The 15,022-nt window shown below is 63.6% G+C and carries 13 protein-coding genes; 4 read left to right on the top strand and 9 right to left on the bottom strand.

From position 1 onward, the window contains the following. Positions 1-10: 10 nt before the first annotated feature. The gene (locus ACFOOR_RS14205) at positions 11-1,042 is read left to right on the top strand and encodes a formylglycine-generating enzyme family protein (RefSeq protein WP_343163244.1); all 1,032 of its coding nucleotides are present in this window, start codon (positions 11-13) and stop codon (positions 1,040-1,042) included. A 602-nt stretch (positions 1,043-1,644) separates the two neighbouring features. On the opposite strand, the gene ACFOOR_RS14210 is transcribed toward ACFOOR_RS14205, so the two are convergent. From ACFOOR_RS14210 to ACFOOR_RS14240, 7 genes are all read right to left on the bottom strand, one after another. Further along, positions 1,645-4,770: an efflux RND transporter permease subunit gene (locus tag ACFOOR_RS14210; RefSeq protein ID WP_343163245.1), complete on the bottom strand. Its 3,126-nt coding sequence runs from the start codon at positions 4,768-4,770 to the stop codon at positions 1,645-1,647. Then, positions 4,767-5,930: an efflux RND transporter periplasmic adaptor subunit gene (locus ACFOOR_RS14215; RefSeq protein ID WP_343163246.1), complete on the bottom strand. Its 1,164-nt coding sequence runs from the start codon at positions 5,928-5,930 to the stop codon at positions 4,767-4,769. The genes ACFOOR_RS14210 and ACFOOR_RS14215 overlap by 4 nt, the downstream gene beginning before the upstream one ends. Beyond that, entirely contained in the window at positions 5,927-7,375 is a 1,449-nt protein-coding gene (locus tag ACFOOR_RS14220; protein WP_343163247.1) for a TolC family protein, read from the bottom strand. The genes ACFOOR_RS14215 and ACFOOR_RS14220 overlap by 4 nt, the downstream gene beginning before the upstream one ends. Before the next feature lie 69 nt (positions 7,376-7,444). After that, positions 7,445-7,864 carry a signal transduction protein gene (locus ACFOOR_RS14225; protein WP_343163248.1) on the bottom strand — a complete coding sequence of 140 codons (420 nt, stop codon included), beginning with the start codon at positions 7,862-7,864 and terminating at the stop codon, positions 7,445-7,447. A gap of 71 nt (positions 7,865-7,935) precedes the next feature. After that, positions 7,936-8,472 (bottom strand): EF-hand domain-containing protein, encoded by a 537-nt coding sequence (locus tag ACFOOR_RS14230; protein WP_343163249.1) that lies wholly within the window; start codon positions 8,470-8,472, stop codon positions 7,936-7,938. 119 nt (positions 8,473-8,591) lie between these two features. After that, positions 8,592-9,971 carry an ATP-binding protein gene (locus tag ACFOOR_RS14235; RefSeq protein ID WP_343163250.1) on the bottom strand — a complete coding sequence of 460 codons (1,380 nt, stop codon included), beginning with the start codon at positions 9,969-9,971 and terminating at the stop codon, positions 8,592-8,594. After that, complete coding sequence (locus tag ACFOOR_RS14240) at positions 9,968-10,693, bottom strand: response regulator (protein WP_343163251.1); 726 nt, start codon at positions 10,691-10,693, stop codon at positions 9,968-9,970. Before ACFOOR_RS14240 ends, ACFOOR_RS14235 begins: the two co-directional genes overlap by 4 nt. Before the next feature lie 144 nt (positions 10,694-10,837). Between ACFOOR_RS14240 and ACFOOR_RS14245 the strand changes: the two genes are divergently transcribed. Beyond that, on the top strand, positions 10,838-11,029 hold the full coding sequence (locus tag ACFOOR_RS14245; RefSeq protein ID WP_343163252.1) for a hypothetical protein: 192 nt from the start codon (positions 10,838-10,840) through the stop codon (positions 11,027-11,029). An 84-nt stretch (positions 11,030-11,113) separates the two neighbouring features. On the opposite strand, the gene ACFOOR_RS14250 is transcribed toward ACFOOR_RS14245, so the two are convergent. Together ACFOOR_RS14250 and ACFOOR_RS14255 are read right to left on the bottom strand one after the other, a co-directional pair. Then, positions 11,114-12,520, bottom strand: coding sequence for a YfcC family protein (locus ACFOOR_RS14250; RefSeq protein WP_343163253.1), 1,407 nt, complete (start codon positions 12,518-12,520; stop codon positions 11,114-11,116). Positions 12,521-12,598: 78 nt separating this feature from the next. Next, on the bottom strand, positions 12,599-13,798 hold the full coding sequence (locus tag ACFOOR_RS14255; protein ID WP_380214848.1) for an LL-diaminopimelate aminotransferase: 1,200 nt from the start codon (positions 13,796-13,798) through the stop codon (positions 12,599-12,601). Positions 13,799-13,921: 123 nt separating this feature from the next. Here ACFOOR_RS14255 and ACFOOR_RS14260 point away from each other — a divergent pair, with 123 nt between their 5' ends. Both ACFOOR_RS14260 and ACFOOR_RS14265 read left to right on the top strand, forming a co-directional pair. Further along, positions 13,922-14,254, top strand: coding sequence for a hypothetical protein (locus ACFOOR_RS14260; RefSeq protein ID WP_343163254.1), 333 nt, complete (start codon positions 13,922-13,924; stop codon positions 14,252-14,254). 252 nt (positions 14,255-14,506) lie between these two features. Next, positions 14,507-14,899, top strand: a complete 393-nt coding sequence (locus ACFOOR_RS14265; RefSeq protein WP_343163255.1) for a hypothetical protein — start codon at positions 14,507-14,509, stop codon at positions 14,897-14,899. Positions 14,900-15,022 lie beyond the last annotated feature (123 nt).

Raw genomic sequence — 15,022 nt, forward strand, 5'->3', positions numbered from 1 at the left:
CTGCCACTAGATGAGTTCTTTTGGTGTGTTCTGGTTGCTTGAGGTCGGATTGAATATGCGTGTGAATTTACAGAGATTGTGTATGGTCCGAGTTCTTGTGCATGCCGGTGTCATCGCTGTCCTGGTGACAGCTTGCGGTGAGCAGGGCTCCAACTCTCAGGCTTTAAGCGACTCACTCGTGGAGCGCAGCGGCCCGGCCTGCCCTACGTCTGAGGCTCCAGCGTTCATTGCCATTGCGGGGGGGCGCTTCATCATGGGGTCGGAACGCGGCTACCCGGAGGAAGCTCCGGAGCGCGAGGTCAGTGTCGGGGCGTTTGCGCTGACGACCCATGAAATCACCAATGCCGACTTCTCCCGTTTTGTCGAAGCAACGGGCTATGTCACCGTGGCTGAACGGGCACCTGATCCGGCCTTGCACACGGACATTCCTCGCGAAGCGCTGGTTGCCGGCTCAGCAGTTTTCGTGCCGCCCACGGGGGCTGAATACTGGTGGCAATTTGTACCCGGCGCGAGCTGGCAGGCGCCGGAAGGTCCAGGCTCCGATATTTCAGATCGCGCTGACCACCCAGTCGTTCACGTCGCCTACGATGACGTTCTGGCCTATGCCAACTGGGTTGGCGGTCGGTTGCCGACCGAGGCGGAGTGGGAGTTTGCCGCGCGCGGCGGGCTGGAGCAGGCCATCTATGCCTGGGGCGACACCCCGCCCCATGAGGGCACGCCGCGGGCCAATACCTGGCAAGGCCTATTCCCGGTCATCAATGATGCCGACGATGGCTATATCGGATCCGCGCCGGTCGGTGAGTTTGACGCCAATGGCTATGGCCTTCACGACATGACGGGCAATGTCTGGGAGTGGGTGGCAGCTCCGGATCGGCAGTCGAATATGGGGCTCATCAAGGGCGGCTCCTTCCTTTGTTCAGACAATTTCTGTCGCCGCTTCAGGCCATCGGCCAATCAGCCGCAGGAGCTGGATTTCTCCACGAACCATATCGGTTTCCGCGTGGCGTTTGACGCCGATTGTGGTGCCGAACCAGAAGCCTGATTGCGCTGGCAGGTGGTTCCAGACGACAGCGAACGGGTCTCAGTTCGCCAGGGTTTCGCGAATTTGGGCAGAAAGTTGCCGCCATTCGGCCAGCGCGGTTTGCCGGTTCTGCTTGCACCGGTCGCGGTGGTTGATGAGGCGCTTACCGTTGAGCGCATGGGATTGTGTCCGCGCGCGTCGACCCGAACCGGTTCTGTGAACTCCGTCGTGATCGAACGGGGCGGTTTATCCCCGTGCGGGTCAATGATGCACCGCACAAAAGCGGGTCAATAACCCCCTGAAAACACCCCCTTTTTGAAAAGCCGCATTTTGACCCATTTGGCATAAGTCACGGAAACAAAAGGGTTTAGACGGCGCCGGCCCTGGGCACCATCCAACTCAAAAACTCCAACCATGTTGAAAGCTGAACCGGCAGGCCGCTTCAGTCCTGCACCAAACCAGGACCGGAGGTGCCAGGCCGGTCTGCCCGGAGTGCGGCGCATTCATATCAAGTCAACGTGGCGGGAGGCTGCTTCAACAGGCCTGCGATCCGCCCGGCACCCGCTTCTTTCGGCCACCGCTCCGCCGTGCGCAGAGACATCAACGCCGAATGGACCGACGGCCTAGTGGACCGCTTCGACTGACACGGCCGCCTTTGTTGCTCCCAGTGCCAGAAAGGCCGGGACCATGACGAGCACGATCAGGCTGGCAAAGACGATGCCGAACGCGATGCTGACGGCCATCGGGATCAGGAACTGGGCCTGCACGCTGGTTTCCGCGATCATTGGCACGAGCCCGATGAACGTCGTCAGGGTCGTCAGGAGGATCGGACGGAAACGCCGCCGAACAGCCTCGACGATATTGTCCAGGGTCGAGCCCCGACCGTCCCGCTGAAGCAGGTTGAAATAATCGATCAGCACGACCGAGTCGTTCACGACAACGCCGGCCAGCGCGACCATGCCGAAGAGAGACAGAAAGGACAGGTCAAAACCGAGAAGCATGTGGCCGATCAACGCGCCGACGCCGCCGAACGGGATGGCGAGGAGGATCACGATCGGCTGGGTGTAGGATCGCAGCGTGCTGGCCAGCAGCACGTACATGACCATGATTCCGAGGATGAGATTGTTCATCAGCGAACGCAGGTCTTCCGCCTGATCCCGGGCCTGGCCTTCGGCACTGACCGACAGTCCGGTATGGCGTGAGGCGAGCCCGGGCAGGATCCGGTCTTCAAGCAGCGCCGTCACGGCATTCGGCGTTGTGATCGCTTCATCGACGTCGGCGGTGACCGTGATCACCCGCCGTCCATCCACGCGATCGATTGCGGCATTGCTGCGCGTTTCCTCAACCCGGGCAACGGTTCGAAGGTCGGCTTCGCCCCCGCCCGGAATGGCGATCCGCATGCTCGCCAGGTCGGTCAGGCTTCTGCGCTCGGCCTCGGGCAGACGCACGAATACGCGCACTTCTTCGCTGCCGCGCTGGATGCGCTGGACCTCTTCGCCGAAATAGGCCTGACGCACTTGCATCCCGAGGTCGCGCACGGTCAGTCCCGCGGCGATCCCCGCCTCGGTCAGCGCAAAAGAAAGCTGGCGGCTCCCGAGCTCGTTATTGGTTTCGATCTCGGTCACACCTTCGATGCCGCCCAGCGCCGCGACGAATTCATCGACCGCGGACAGGAGCTGGTCGGTATCGGCGTGAGCAAGATTGAAGCTCAGATCATCCCCGCCGCTCAGTCCGGCAGACGTGAAAACAAGGCTGCGGACGCCCGGGATGTCGCCCGCTGCTTCCCGCCACCGCCGTTCGATTTCGGCCGATGTGACATCGCGTTCCGACGCCGGCGCCAGTTCCAGAGTCGCCGTCGCGAGCTCGGCACCGATGATCGTGCCATCAACGCCAAATCCCGAAGCCAGCTGGCCACCAATCGTGACCGAAAGGCTGCGGTAGAGCGGGCTCGACTCGCCGCCGACCGCTTCGAGACCGGCCTGCACGACCTGGTTCATGGCGCGTTCGGTCTGGGCGAAGGCCGTGCCCCTCGGCATTTCCAGCTCGACGACGACCTCCTCGCCCTCGACCGTTGGAAAGAAAACGAAGCGGATATGGCCCCCGGTCACCACGCCGGCCGCCACAAGAAGGATCGAGATCGCCGCGGCGATGACAAAGTAGGGCATCCGCACCGCGAAGCGGACGACCGGGATCACGACCGCGTCGCGAACGGTGTTGAGTCCGCCCTGGACCGCCAGCTTGAGCTTCTTCATCGGCCCGACCGTCCACTCCCCGCCATGGGCAAGGTGGGACGGCAGGATCAGGAAGACCTCGGCCAGCGACAGCAGGAGCACCGAGATCACAACGATCGGTACCGGCTGAAGCAGCTGGCCCAAAACCCCGCCCATGAAGAGCAAGGGCGCAAAAATGGCGATTGTCGTCAGAATGCCGATCGTGACGGGGGCGAGCACGGTACGCGCGCCGTCGATCGCTCCGGCCATGCCGAGGCCGTGGTTCGTTTGACGCTCGTAGATATTCTCGCCGACCACGATGGCATCATCGACCACGATCCCGAGCACCATGATCAGACCGAAGAGAGCGGTCATGTTGATCGTGGTGAACTGCCCGAAAATCAGGAAGCCGCCGATGAATGCGACCGGTATGCCAACCGTGGTCCAGAACGCCAGTCGAAGATCCAGCGTGACGGACAGGAAGACAAAGACGAGTGCCAGACCCATCAAGGCATTGCGGACCAGAAGATTGATCCGGTCGCTGATGCGTTCGGTGTCATCACCGACGACCAAAACCTCAAGCCCGGGTGCCGGCCGATAGGCCGATACATAGTCCTCGACCGCATTGCCGACGTCGAACGCGTCTTCGCTTTCGCTTCGCGCGACCTGCAGGAAGATTGCGGGCCGGCCATTGAAGGAGTTGATCAATTGCGCGTCTTCGAAACCGTCCCGGATGGTGGCGATATCGCGCAACCGGACACGCTGGCCCTCGAAATCGCTAAGGATCACGATCTCGCCGAACTCGCCCGCATCCTGAACTTCTTCGTCAGTCCGCAGGAGAATGTCCCCCGCGCTTGTCCGGACCGAGCCTCCGGACAGGTTGACCGATGTGGCCCGGATCGCATTGGAGACCTGTTCGATCGTGAGGCCGTACTGGCGCAACACGGATTGGGAAATCTCGATGGAGATTTCGTAGTCGCGCGCGCCCTGGATGGTCACCGTGGTGACATTTTCGAGCGCGATGAGGTCGCGCTCCAGACGCTCGGCGGCGCGCCGCAGAGCCAGTTCGCCAACATCGCCGGTGACGACGAGGCGAACCACATTCGATGCCACCGATACGACGCGGACAACCGGCGCTTCCGCATTCTCGGGCGGGAAATCGACGAGTTGATCAATGGCCGACTGGACCTCGTCGGCAACCGTGCTGGCGTCGGCAAAATCGGTCAGCTCGACAGTCACGGTTCCCGAACCTTCGACCGCTCGCGAACTGACCCGCCGGACCCCTTCAATGCCGATGATGGCTTCCTCGGCGCGGCGGGTGATGCTCGACTCAATCTCGTCGGGCGACGCTCCTCCGTAGATGACGGACACGGTGATCGTCCGCGGATCGATCGTCGGGAAAACCTCCGCATTGGTGCGGGCGATGGTGATCAGACCCGCCGCGATGAGGATGACCATCAGCACATTGGCCGCAACGGCGTTCTGCGCGAACCAGCCGACGATGCCGGCGCCCGAGATCGGCTTCTCCCCGGTGCTCAAGACCGGCTCCCGCCATTCACGATACGGGCTGGCGTCGTTTCGGTGGGTGACACGAGCGGCGAGATCACCAGGCCGTCTCCGAAATCGAACGGCGCGACAAGAATCTCGCCGCTATCGGACAGTCCCAGCGGCACGATCGTCCGGCGGGCGAGACGGCCGCCTTCGACGATCCAGACTTCCAGCCCGTCGGAGATCGCCTGTTCGGGGATCGCAATCGCGCCCTCGATCTCCGGGCCGGTAATCTCGACCTCGAGGAATGCACCGGGAATGATGCCCGTCGGTCCCGTGGGTTGAACGATCAGCCCGGCAAGACGGGTTTGTGCATCCAGTTCGGCCTCGACCCGGACAACGCGGCCCGGATATTCCCGGAACGAACCCATGCCTTCTGCCCGAATGACGGCAGGCCGGCCGACGGCCGGTTCGAGCCGGGCCAGTGCCGCAGCATTGATCGGAACCGAAATTTCGAGACTGCCGAGCGCGTAGGCCTGTCCATAGGACTGGTTGGGGGCGAGCGTCTGCCCGAGCTCGACGGTCGTGCTGACGATACGTCCCGAGACCGGGAGCGCGAACGCAACACGCGACAGGTTCAACCGTGCCGTGCGCTGGCGTGCCTCGGCGGATTCAAGCGTAGCCTCCGCGCGCGCGATCTGCGGCGCCCGGGCCACGAGATCGGGTATCGGCTCTCCCGGATTCACCAATTGCCATTCGGCATTGGCAACCTCCGCTTCAGCCAGTTCGACCTGCAGGTCGGCGCGGGCGGAGGAGGCGTCCGCATTCGCGCGATCGAGTTCGGCCTGATAGTCGGAAGGGTCCAGCCGGAACAGGACCTCGCCTGCTTCGAACATCTGGCCGGAAGCCAGATTGGCGGATACCTCGACAACCCGGCCTCCAACCTGCGGGGTCAGGCCGATCGTGTTGCGCGACCGGGCGACACCCGTTTCACGGATGATCAGCGGCGCACTCGTTTGCCGCGGCTGGATCACTTCGACAAGCACGGCATCGTCGCCGGCAACGCTTTGCCTGGGCGGGGTCGCAGCGGAAGCCAGGATCTCGTTGATCGCAAAACCCGCGCCCAGAACGCCGACGACCAGGACGATCTGAAGCGAGCCTTTGAGCCGGTCGCTGAGCCTCGCGAGGCGGAAACGCGGTGTTTCGGTCATGGCACCTCGCCGGCAATCGACTGCCGCTCTTCAGCGTCGTCGAACCACCGGCCCCCCAGACTTTGGTGAAGATCAATTCGAGCGAGGATCAGCGCCTGCTCGGTCAGAATGATGTTGAGCCGCGCCGCGTTGAGGCTTCGCTGGGTTTCAAGGACCGAGAGCAGGGGGATCAGACCCTGCCGGTATCGGTCCTGGGCAATCTGATTGGAAATTTCCGCCGAACGCAAAGCCGCATCCAGCTGTTCGAGCTGGCGGATCAGGCCTGATTGCTGAACGAGCGCCGTCTCGACGTCTGTGAGCGCCGTGAGCGCGGCCCGGGCAAAGGCACTGGACAATGCCGCCGCCTCGGACTCCTGGATTTGCACCTCTGCGCGCAAACGTCCGCCCTGGAAAACGGGCTGGGTCAGCGATGCGGCGAGATTTGCGAGCAAGTCGTCGAAGTCGACGACATCGCCCGGCTCGTCGCCCTGGAAGGACAGGGCAGTGGTCAGTGTCAGGCCCGGGAACAGGTCCGCACGCGCCGCGCCAATGTCTTCAAGGGCCGCCTGATAGCTCAGTGCGGCGGCTGCCACATCGGGGCGGTCCATAAGAAGATCGGCCGGCAAGCCAGCCGGGATGATCATCTGCCGGTCCACAGACAGGTCGCTCTCGAAGTATTGAGCCGTCTGGCCGGCCGGTCGCGCCAGCAGCAGGTCGATCTGGATCAGCTGTGCGGCCAGCTGCGTTTCCAGATCGGGAATGTCGGCCAATGCCGCCTCGAGATTTTGCCGGGCAATCTGGACATCCGAGGCCGCGGTGTTCCGCGAGCCGGTGTCATAGCGCTGGTCGGTCAATGTGTAGGTAACACGGTAGCTTTCGGCGATCTCGATCGCGAGTTCGAGACGTCTCTGCAGGGAGGCGGCATTGACCCAGCTCTGCGCGAGGATCGCGATCAGTTGCTGCTCCGTGGCGACATAATTCAGTCGGGCTGCGGACGAGCCGAGCCGGGCCGACCGCTCGCGGGCCCGAAGCTGTCCGAAAATGTCGGTGTTGAAGCTCGCCGTCAGGCCGAGTGAGTAGCTGTCGTCCCATTCAAAGCCGGCTGGCGGAACGGGCGCCCGTCCGTAGGCCGCGCCCAGATCCGCGCCCGCGGACGGAAATCGACCGCCCCTTGCCTGAACGGCCCGCAATTCGGCCTGAACCACGCGTTCACGCGCTTCGATCAGGTCGAAATTGTGCGTGCGCAGCCTGGCGACGGCCTCGGAAAGACCGGAGCCGCCCAGATCGGCCCACCAGTCGATGCGATCAGCCGTTTCGGAACCGTTGATCTCCGCGTGAGCGAAGCCCGCCCGGGTCCGGATATGTTCGACCATGACAGGCTCGGTCGCCGCCGGTGTCAGCGCGCATCCCGAGGCCAGCAAGGCGATCGACAACACGGTCGCAATGCGGTGCCGTCCCTTCGTCATCTTTCGCCCCACCCCGACAATCCGCGTACGCCTGAAGCTCCAATATCACCCGGATATGTCGGTTGCTTCTCAGCCAGCCGAGCAGGCCATGGCCTGCAACGCGGCAATTTCCTCGGGCTCGAGACGATCGTTTTCATTGTTGTCGGCGCGATCAAATCCAGGCGTCGGTCCGTCAACAAACTCGGCTTCCGTCAGGCGTCCGTCCGCGTTCGCATCAAACGTGGCGAGCAGGGGTTCGAGAGCATCCGAGAACCGGTCGCGCGCCATGCGCGGCGCATCGGCCATCTCGGCGATCCCGTCGCCATTTCGATCAAGCCGGGTGAAAATGCTCGACCGGCGTTCGCCCAGCTCGCCGCGCGTGATGACGCCATCGGAGTTCAGATCGGACTCAAGCAGCCGATCCGGATTCTCGATGCAGTCCGGCGCGTCGGCGGTTTGCAGTGACATCGCGGCAAGACCGGCGATTGCGACAGTGACCAGGATATTCATGAGCATGCTCCGTTCAGTGGTTCGTCGTTTGGTAGGAAAGGGTGTTCGTCACTCGGTTCGCCGGGGGATCGTTACCGCCGGGCGGCCTGCTGGCACATCTGGCGCGCCCGTCGGCGCATCTGTTCTTCCATGTCACCCCGAATGGCGGCTATGTCGGGCCCAACCATGGTGACGAGGAGCTCGCTCCGCTGAAGCGCGCCGTCCCTGTCCTGATCGAACCGGCTGACCACACCGGCCAGAGTGGCCTCGAATTCCGATTGGGAAATCAGACCGTTCTGATCGTGATCGAAGGTCATCCGGCCCGGTATCGTATGGGTTGCGCCGAGGTTGCGCTCTGACCAGTCGGAGAATTCCACCCCGTTTAGATGACCGTCTCCGTCCGCATCGCTCCGCGAAAACATGACCGGAACAGCGGCGGCGAACTCGTCGCCGCTGACGATCGCGTCATGATCGGAATCGAGCCCGGCGAGCATGAGGCCGACGGGCGGGGCGATTTGCTGGTCGGGCGATGCGGTCAGTGTGGGCGCGTCGGGATTGCGGCCGGCGCTGGTGGAACACGATGCCAGGGCGACAGCGGATGCCGCTGCCAAGATCGATACAACTCTCATTCCGGGAAACCTCACTCACATTCGAGAGGCAGACCTAGACGGGAATTGGTGCCAGCGTTTGTCACGCATGTTGCGATTTGTTGCGAAAGCCGTTGCCGGGTCCGGTCGGCCCGTCCCGGTCACGTCCGGGTTGATGCGGGAAACCGGACGAGCGCGGTCAGTCCGCCGTCCGCCCGGTTCTGCAGGACCAGGGTCGCGCCGTGAACCGCGGCGATGGAACGCGCGATGCCAAGGCCCAGACCGCTACCGCCCGTCGCCCGGTTCCTCGACTCCTCGATCCGCCGGAAGGGTTGAAATACCTCCTCGAGCAGATCGTGAGGAATACCGGGACCATTGTCATCGACCCGTACAACCAGTTCGTCCTGTTCGATCGCAACTGACAGCGATATTTCGCCATCCCCATAGCGCCGCGCATTTTCGAGAAGATTTTCGAACAGACGGCGCAGCGCCACCGGGTCGCCGGCGATTGTGAATTCGTCTCCCGCGCCGAGCGATGAACTGAAACGGACTTCGGTCGGCGCATGCGAGGCCATCTCGCTCAGGAACCGGCCCATTCTGATCAGCTCGCGAAGGCCGGACGGGCTCTCCGCGCGGGAATAGGCCACCATGTCGGCGATCAGCTTCTCCATTTGACTGAGATCGGCCTCGAGTTCTTCCGAGGTTGCCATATTGTCTTCACTGAGGCGCAACCGGACGCGTGTCAGCCCGGTACGGATGTCATGTGCGATGGCCGCAATGATCTGCTCCCGTTCGAAAATCAGCCCGGCCAGCCGCCGCCGCATATGGTTGAATGCAGCGGCCAGCTGTCTCAGTTCCACGGGGCCCTGTTCGGAAACCGGGTCGCCGGCATCGACGAGTTGCACCCGGTCCGCCTCGCGCGTCAGGCGCCTTATGGGCCGGTTGACGACGAATGCGATGGCGGCGCTCAGCGAGATCGCGACCAACGCAAAAATGATCGCGATCACGGTCAACGCTGCCATGGGTCGGTCGAGCAACACCGACGGCGCAAGCCAGATGTTGAGCACGCGGCCATCGGAGAGCGCGATTCCGATCTGTAGCGCGAACACACCTCCGAATGGTGACGATTCAACGTGCGGCTCGAGCCCGACGTTTTGCATGGGTCGCAGGTTCCCGAACTCGATCCGGCGATCTCGCAAGCGATGTCCAGACTCACTCTCGATCTGCCGGAACGCCCGCTCCAGGTCTGGGTTCGGCTCCAGGGCCGGAGAAAAGTCCGGGCTGATCGATGCGGCCCGTTCCCGGCTTTGATAGGTGTTCAGGACCATTTGCTGATCCGCCGGTGACGCCTGTTCGACTTGCGCAACAAAGTCCGCGATCGCGGGCGCATTGTCCGAAACAGTCTGGGGATAGACCCAGATCGAGAACGGTCCCTCCAGGGACAGGATCGTGACGAGGATGAAGACAGAAAATGCCGCCATCGCCACGGCGGTGACCTGAGCGGCGATCGACGACCCGAATCTGGACGCCAGCGTTCTCAAATCTCGATCCGCTCGACATCGGCGGCAAAGGCATAGCCGAGATTGCGAACCGTCTTGATGTATTCCGGGCGTCGCGGGTCCGGTTCGATCTTTCCGCGGAGCCGGCTGATCTGGGAATCGACGCTCCGGTCGAACGGATTGGCCGCCGCGCCGCGTGACAGGTCCAGCAACCGGTCGCGGGACAAGACCTGGGGCGCGTTCTCCACGAGGGCACGCAGCAGCGCGAACTCTCCCGATGTGAGAGGGATCGACTCGCCATCCTTCCTTTCCAGCAGAAATCGTGTGGGATGCAGCCGGAACAGTCCGAATTCCAGGATCGGCGCTGCACTCCTTGCCCGCCGGTCCCGTTCACTGCCTGAGCGTCTCATGACGGCGCGGATCCGTGCGATGAGCTCCCGGGGGTTGAAGGGTTTGGGGAGATAGTCATCGGCGCCAACTTCGAGCCCGACGATCCGGTCAATGTCTTCCGCAAGGGCCGTAAGCATGATGATGGGAATGTGAGAATGTTGACGCAATCTCCGGCAATATTTCAGTCCGTCCTCCCCCGCCATCATCAGGTCAAGGACGATAAGGTCGATGCTTTGACGTACAAGAATTGCGTCGGCCTGGGAGGTTGATTGCGCCACGACGACGGTCATTCCGCTCCGGGACAGCGCGCGCTCGATGAGTTCAAGAATTTGAACGTCATCGTCGACCACGAGGATATTCAGGTCACTGTCCATACTTCACCTAAAAGACACGCTCCGCCGCAGCTCCACGCGGCCGCTCCCGCGCTTGTTGAGCCACTTTTCCACACTGTGAAGCGAAAGCGGAAACCGGACATACACTATCTCGGCAAGGCCGGTGACCACAGGCGATGTCTCTAAATGCCAAAACGAGGCGACTGGCCGGGTCTTGGCCGGCTGCACGAGGACCGCGACCTGCTTCCGGTCAACGACCTGCGCGGCCTGTTCAAGGGGGTGTTGGCCGAGCACTGGGGCATCGAGCGCGCGGATCTCGATTCCCGGGTCTTCCCCGGCAGTTCCGGCCTCCCGGTGTTCGAGGGCCTGATCGCCTGAACCGTGCTGCCGGTACAAGTCACGGAAACAAAACGGTTTAGACGGCGCCGACCCCGATCACCATTTCCGGCCTATCTCACTCCCTCACGAATAGCCGATCCACACCGCCACGATCAGCGCGATTGCCGCCGCGAGTGTCAGCTTGATCATCAGCGGGAAGACGAAGCGGAACCAGCGCGCATAGGGGATGCCGGCGAGGCCGAGAATCCCCATCAGCACCGCATTGGTCGGCACGATCATGTTCGAGAAGCCGTCGCCGAACTGGTAGGCGAGCACGGTCACCTGGCGGCTGACGCCGACGAGGTCGCCGATCGGCGCCATGATCGGCACGGTGGCGAAGGCCTGGCCGCTGCCCGACGGGACGAAGAGGTTGAACAGCGTCTGGATGAACAGCATGCCGACGGCGGAGAATTCCGCGCGCACCTGTTCCAGCGGCGTCGCGAGCGCATGGACCACGGTGTGCAGCACCTGGCCGTCCTCGAGGATGAGCGAGATCGAGCGCGCGAAGCCGACAAGCAGCGCCGTTGCGGTCAACTGGGCGGCCCCGGCGATGAAACTCTCCGCCGCAGCGTCGAGCTTCAGGCGCGCGAAGATGATGGCCGCCACGCCGAGGCCGAGGAAAACCGCGGCCAGTTCGGTCAGCCACCAGCCCTGCAGCGTCACGCCGAGGATGAGGCCGACAATCGTCGCGCCGAGTGAGAGGAGGACCAGCCGCCGCGCCCAGGTCATAGGCGGATATTCTTCCGGCGGCGGCGCATGCGCGGTGGGGATGTCCGCCACGAGGCTCTTGGTCGGATCGTTCCTCACCTTCCTGGCGTAGCTGTAGACGTGGTGGAAGCCGATCGCGAAGATCGGCACCGCGATGGCCAGCCGGTACCACCAGCCCGATAGCGGGGTCAGCTCCGCCACGTCCTGCGCGATCATGACCGTGAACGGGTTCATGAAGGACACGCCGTAACCGACCCCGTAACCCACCACCATCATCCCGACGGCGGTCATCGCGTCGAGCCGCAGCGCCGCGCAAAGCGCCACCAGAATGCCGACGAAGGCGATGTATTCCGCCGCCATGCCGAAGGCGGCGGAGAATGTGCCGAACATAAACATCGAGGCGAGCACCAGCAGGGCCAGCCGCTCGCGGAAATGCACCAGCATGCCGCCAATGGCGGCCTCGATCGCGCCGGTGGAGCGCACCACGCCGAGCACGCCGCCGATCAGGAAGACAAAGAAGATCACGTCCGCCGCCGAGGCCATGGCGCGCGGGATGACGGTGAGCAGATGCCAGGGCATGAGGGTCGGCGCGTCGTCCGCGACCTCGTACGTGCCCGGGATGACCATCATCCGCCCGGCCTCGTTCGGACGCATCTCGAAACTGCCGGCCGGCAGGATCCAGGTCAGGATCAGCGCCGCGGCCATCATGATGACCATCAGCACCAGCGTGTGCGGAATCCGGAATTCGCGCTTGCGCGCGCCGCCGCTGCTCACATCCGCCATCTGCTATCCCCTTGAACGATTTCCGTGAGTTGCGAGTGGAGTCGCGCCCGGGGAAAAGGTCAAGCGAAAGCGTTCTGCCTAGCCCTCGAAGAAGGGTTTGATCGCGCGGGCGGCCTGGCGGATGCGCTGGGTGTTTTCCACGAGGGCGAGGCGGACATGGCCGTCGCCCTGCTCCCCGAAGCCGAGGCCCGGCGCGACCGCGACGCTGGTTTCCTCCAAGAGGCGCTTGGCGAATTCCATGGAGCCCAGATGCGCGAACCGCTCCGGGATCGGGGCCCATGCGAACATCGTCGCGGGCGGGGAGGGCACGTCAAACCCGGCCCGGCCGAAGCTTTCCACCAGCACGTCGCGGCGGTCCCGGTAGAGATCGCGCAGCGCGTCGACATGGTCCTGTGGGCCGTCCAGGGCTGCGACGGCGGCGATCTGGACCGGCGTGAAGGCGCCGTAGTCGAGATAGGACTTCACGCGCTTGAGCGCGTCGATCAGGCGCGCCGATCCGGCGGCGAAGCCGATCCGCCAGCCCGCCATGGAATAGGTCTTCGACATCGAGGTGAATTCCACCGCGATGTCCTTCGCGCCGGGGACTTCGAGGATGGACGGGGGCGGGTCGCCCTCGAAATAGATTTCCGAATAGGCGAGGTCGGAGATGACGATCAGGCCGTGGCGTTTCGCCAGTGCAATCGCCTCGGCGTAGAAATCCCGGCTGACCACGCGCGCGGTCGGATTACTCGGGAAGTTCAGCACGATCGCGCTCGGCGCGGGCACCGACCGGCGGCAGGCCGTGTCGGCGATGCGCAGGAAGTCCTCTTCCGACGCGAAGGGCACGGAGCGCACCACCGCTCCGGCGATCAGGAAGCCGAACATGTGGATCGGATAGGACGGGTCCGGCACCAGGATGACATCGCCCGGTGCCGTGATCGCCTGGGCAAGATTGGCCAGACCCTCCTTCGAGCCGAGTGTGACGCAGACCTCCCGGTCGGCGTCGAGCGCGACGCCGAACCGCCGGTCGTAATAGCGCGTCAGCGCCTTCCTCAGCGCCGGAACGCCCTGGCTCGCCGAGTATCGGTGCGCGCGCGGGTCGCCGGCCACTTCGGCGAGTTTCGCGACGATGTGCGGGGCGGGTGGCTGGTCGGGATTGCCCATGCCGAAATCGATCACGTCGCGACCGGCCTTGCGGAAGGCCAGCTTCAGCCGGTTGATCTCGGCGAAGACATAGGGCGGCAGGCGCCGTTCGCGATAGAATTCGGTCGGGGTTTCAGCCATTTCGATCACCGTCATTCGTGCGTCCACGGCACAGCATAATTCGCGTGTGGCCGCAATCGCGCGCAAGAGTCTCCCGGAACATCCCGGCGGTTCCGGCCGTTTCAACGGCAGAAACTTGGCCGTTTCGGGAGCTTGCGCATGTTCGGACTGAAGTCAGGTCTGGTGCTGTGCCCGGCTGCGCTGGCGATTGCCGCCTGCGGAGGAGGCGATCCGTATATCGATGACGGAGAGGACACCGGGCCGGCTGCCCTGGTCCAGGTCTCCGGCCAGATCAGCGCGGGACGGCGCTGCCCCCTGCTGACTGCTGAGGACGGGACGGTGTATTCCCTCGCCGGAGCCGCCCATGTCGCGGCGGGAAACTGGTATTCGGTGAGCGGACTCGAGGTCGAGAGGTCGGTGTGTCTCGACGGCGATGTCGCCCTGAGTGTCTCGACCGTTGAGGAGGAATTCCCCGAGGAAGACGCCCCCTGAGCGTGAGGCGTGGAGACGAGCGGAAGCCGAATTCGGTGTGAGACAGTCCGAAGCCAGGCAGACACTCGCGGGAAACGCGCGCCGACGGAAGATCCGCCCGGTGACGGGCGCCGTCCGGCATGTTCAACTCTGGAATCGGACGATCACCGCAGCATCAGGCCCACCGCTTTGTCGGCGGGTGCCGAGACGCCAAACGCGCATTAAAAAGCTGGCATTTGTTCGATAAGTATTGTTGACCTTCGGGGCCGGATCGTGGCTTTCGCAACCGCCCTGAATCGTGCCGCACGCATCCTCGGACCAGGCGTGGGCGTCCAGGTGTTCGTTTTTGGGTGGTGTGACCTGTTCCGCAGGCATACGGTCAGCGACTATATCGCGGCTGCCGATCGTAACGGGCTGGCGCTCATGGGCGAGCGCCGCTTCCTTCAGACGCAAGAGACGGGTGAGTTCCGCGCGAAACTTTCACCGCAATTTATGAACCGGCATGACGACGCGCGCCTCGCGGACATCACCGCCAACATCCAGCGTTTCAAACCCGACGTTCAAAGTCTCGATCTGATGACGTCCTATGTCGTTCTCGTCTTCCGGAAAGCGCCGAACGACCTTGGCGGTCTTGCCAACAGCATCGCCCGCATGGCGGGAAACTGATCAGACAGGTCTGATTGCGTCATTCCGAGCGGTGACGGTCGTCCGCCATAAGTGCGCGGACTGGCAAGCCACTACCGCTCCCTCCGCTTGCCGCATCTGCCACCCCCTGCTAGCCCTTCGGTC

Origin of the sequence: Hyphobacterium vulgare (genome assembly GCF_042643335.1) — a bacterium.
In the GTDB taxonomy this organism is placed as follows: domain Bacteria; phylum Pseudomonadota; class Alphaproteobacteria; order Caulobacterales; family Maricaulaceae; genus Hyphobacterium; species Hyphobacterium vulgare.

What these genes read in the sequence shown, in the direction of transcription:
- ACFOOR_RS14205 (WP_343163244.1), top strand. Translation starts at nt 11, where the DNA reads ATGAGTTCTTTTGGTGTGTTCTGGTTGCTTGAGGTCGGATTGAATATG.
- ACFOOR_RS14215 (WP_343163246.1), bottom strand. Translation starts at nt 5,930, where the DNA reads ATGACCGAAACACCGCGTTTCCGCCTCGCGAGGCTCAGCGACCGGCTC.
- ACFOOR_RS14220 (WP_343163247.1), bottom strand. Translation starts at nt 7,375, where the DNA reads ATGACGAAGGGACGGCACCGCATTGCGACCGTGTTGTCGATCGCCTTG.
- ACFOOR_RS14225 (WP_343163248.1), bottom strand. Translation starts at nt 7,864, where the DNA reads ATGAATATCCTGGTCACTGTCGCAATCGCCGGTCTTGCCGCGATGTCA.
- ACFOOR_RS14230 (WP_343163249.1), bottom strand. Translation starts at nt 8,472, where the DNA reads ATGAGAGTTGTATCGATCTTGGCAGCGGCATCCGCTGTCGCCCTGGCA.
- ACFOOR_RS14240 (WP_343163251.1), bottom strand. Translation starts at nt 10,693, where the DNA reads ATGGACAGTGACCTGAATATCCTCGTGGTCGACGATGACGTTCAAATT.
- ACFOOR_RS14245 (WP_343163252.1), top strand. Translation starts at nt 10,838, where the DNA reads ATGCCAAAACGAGGCGACTGGCCGGGTCTTGGCCGGCTGCACGAGGAC.
- ACFOOR_RS14250 (WP_343163253.1), bottom strand. Translation starts at nt 12,520, where the DNA reads ATGGCGGATGTGAGCAGCGGCGGCGCGCGCAAGCGCGAATTCCGGATT.
- ACFOOR_RS14255 (WP_380214848.1), bottom strand. Translation starts at nt 13,798, where the DNA reads ATGACGGTGATCGAAATGGCTGAAACCCCGACCGAATTCTATCGCGAA.
- ACFOOR_RS14260 (WP_343163254.1), top strand. Translation starts at nt 13,922, where the DNA reads ATGTTCGGACTGAAGTCAGGTCTGGTGCTGTGCCCGGCTGCGCTGGCG.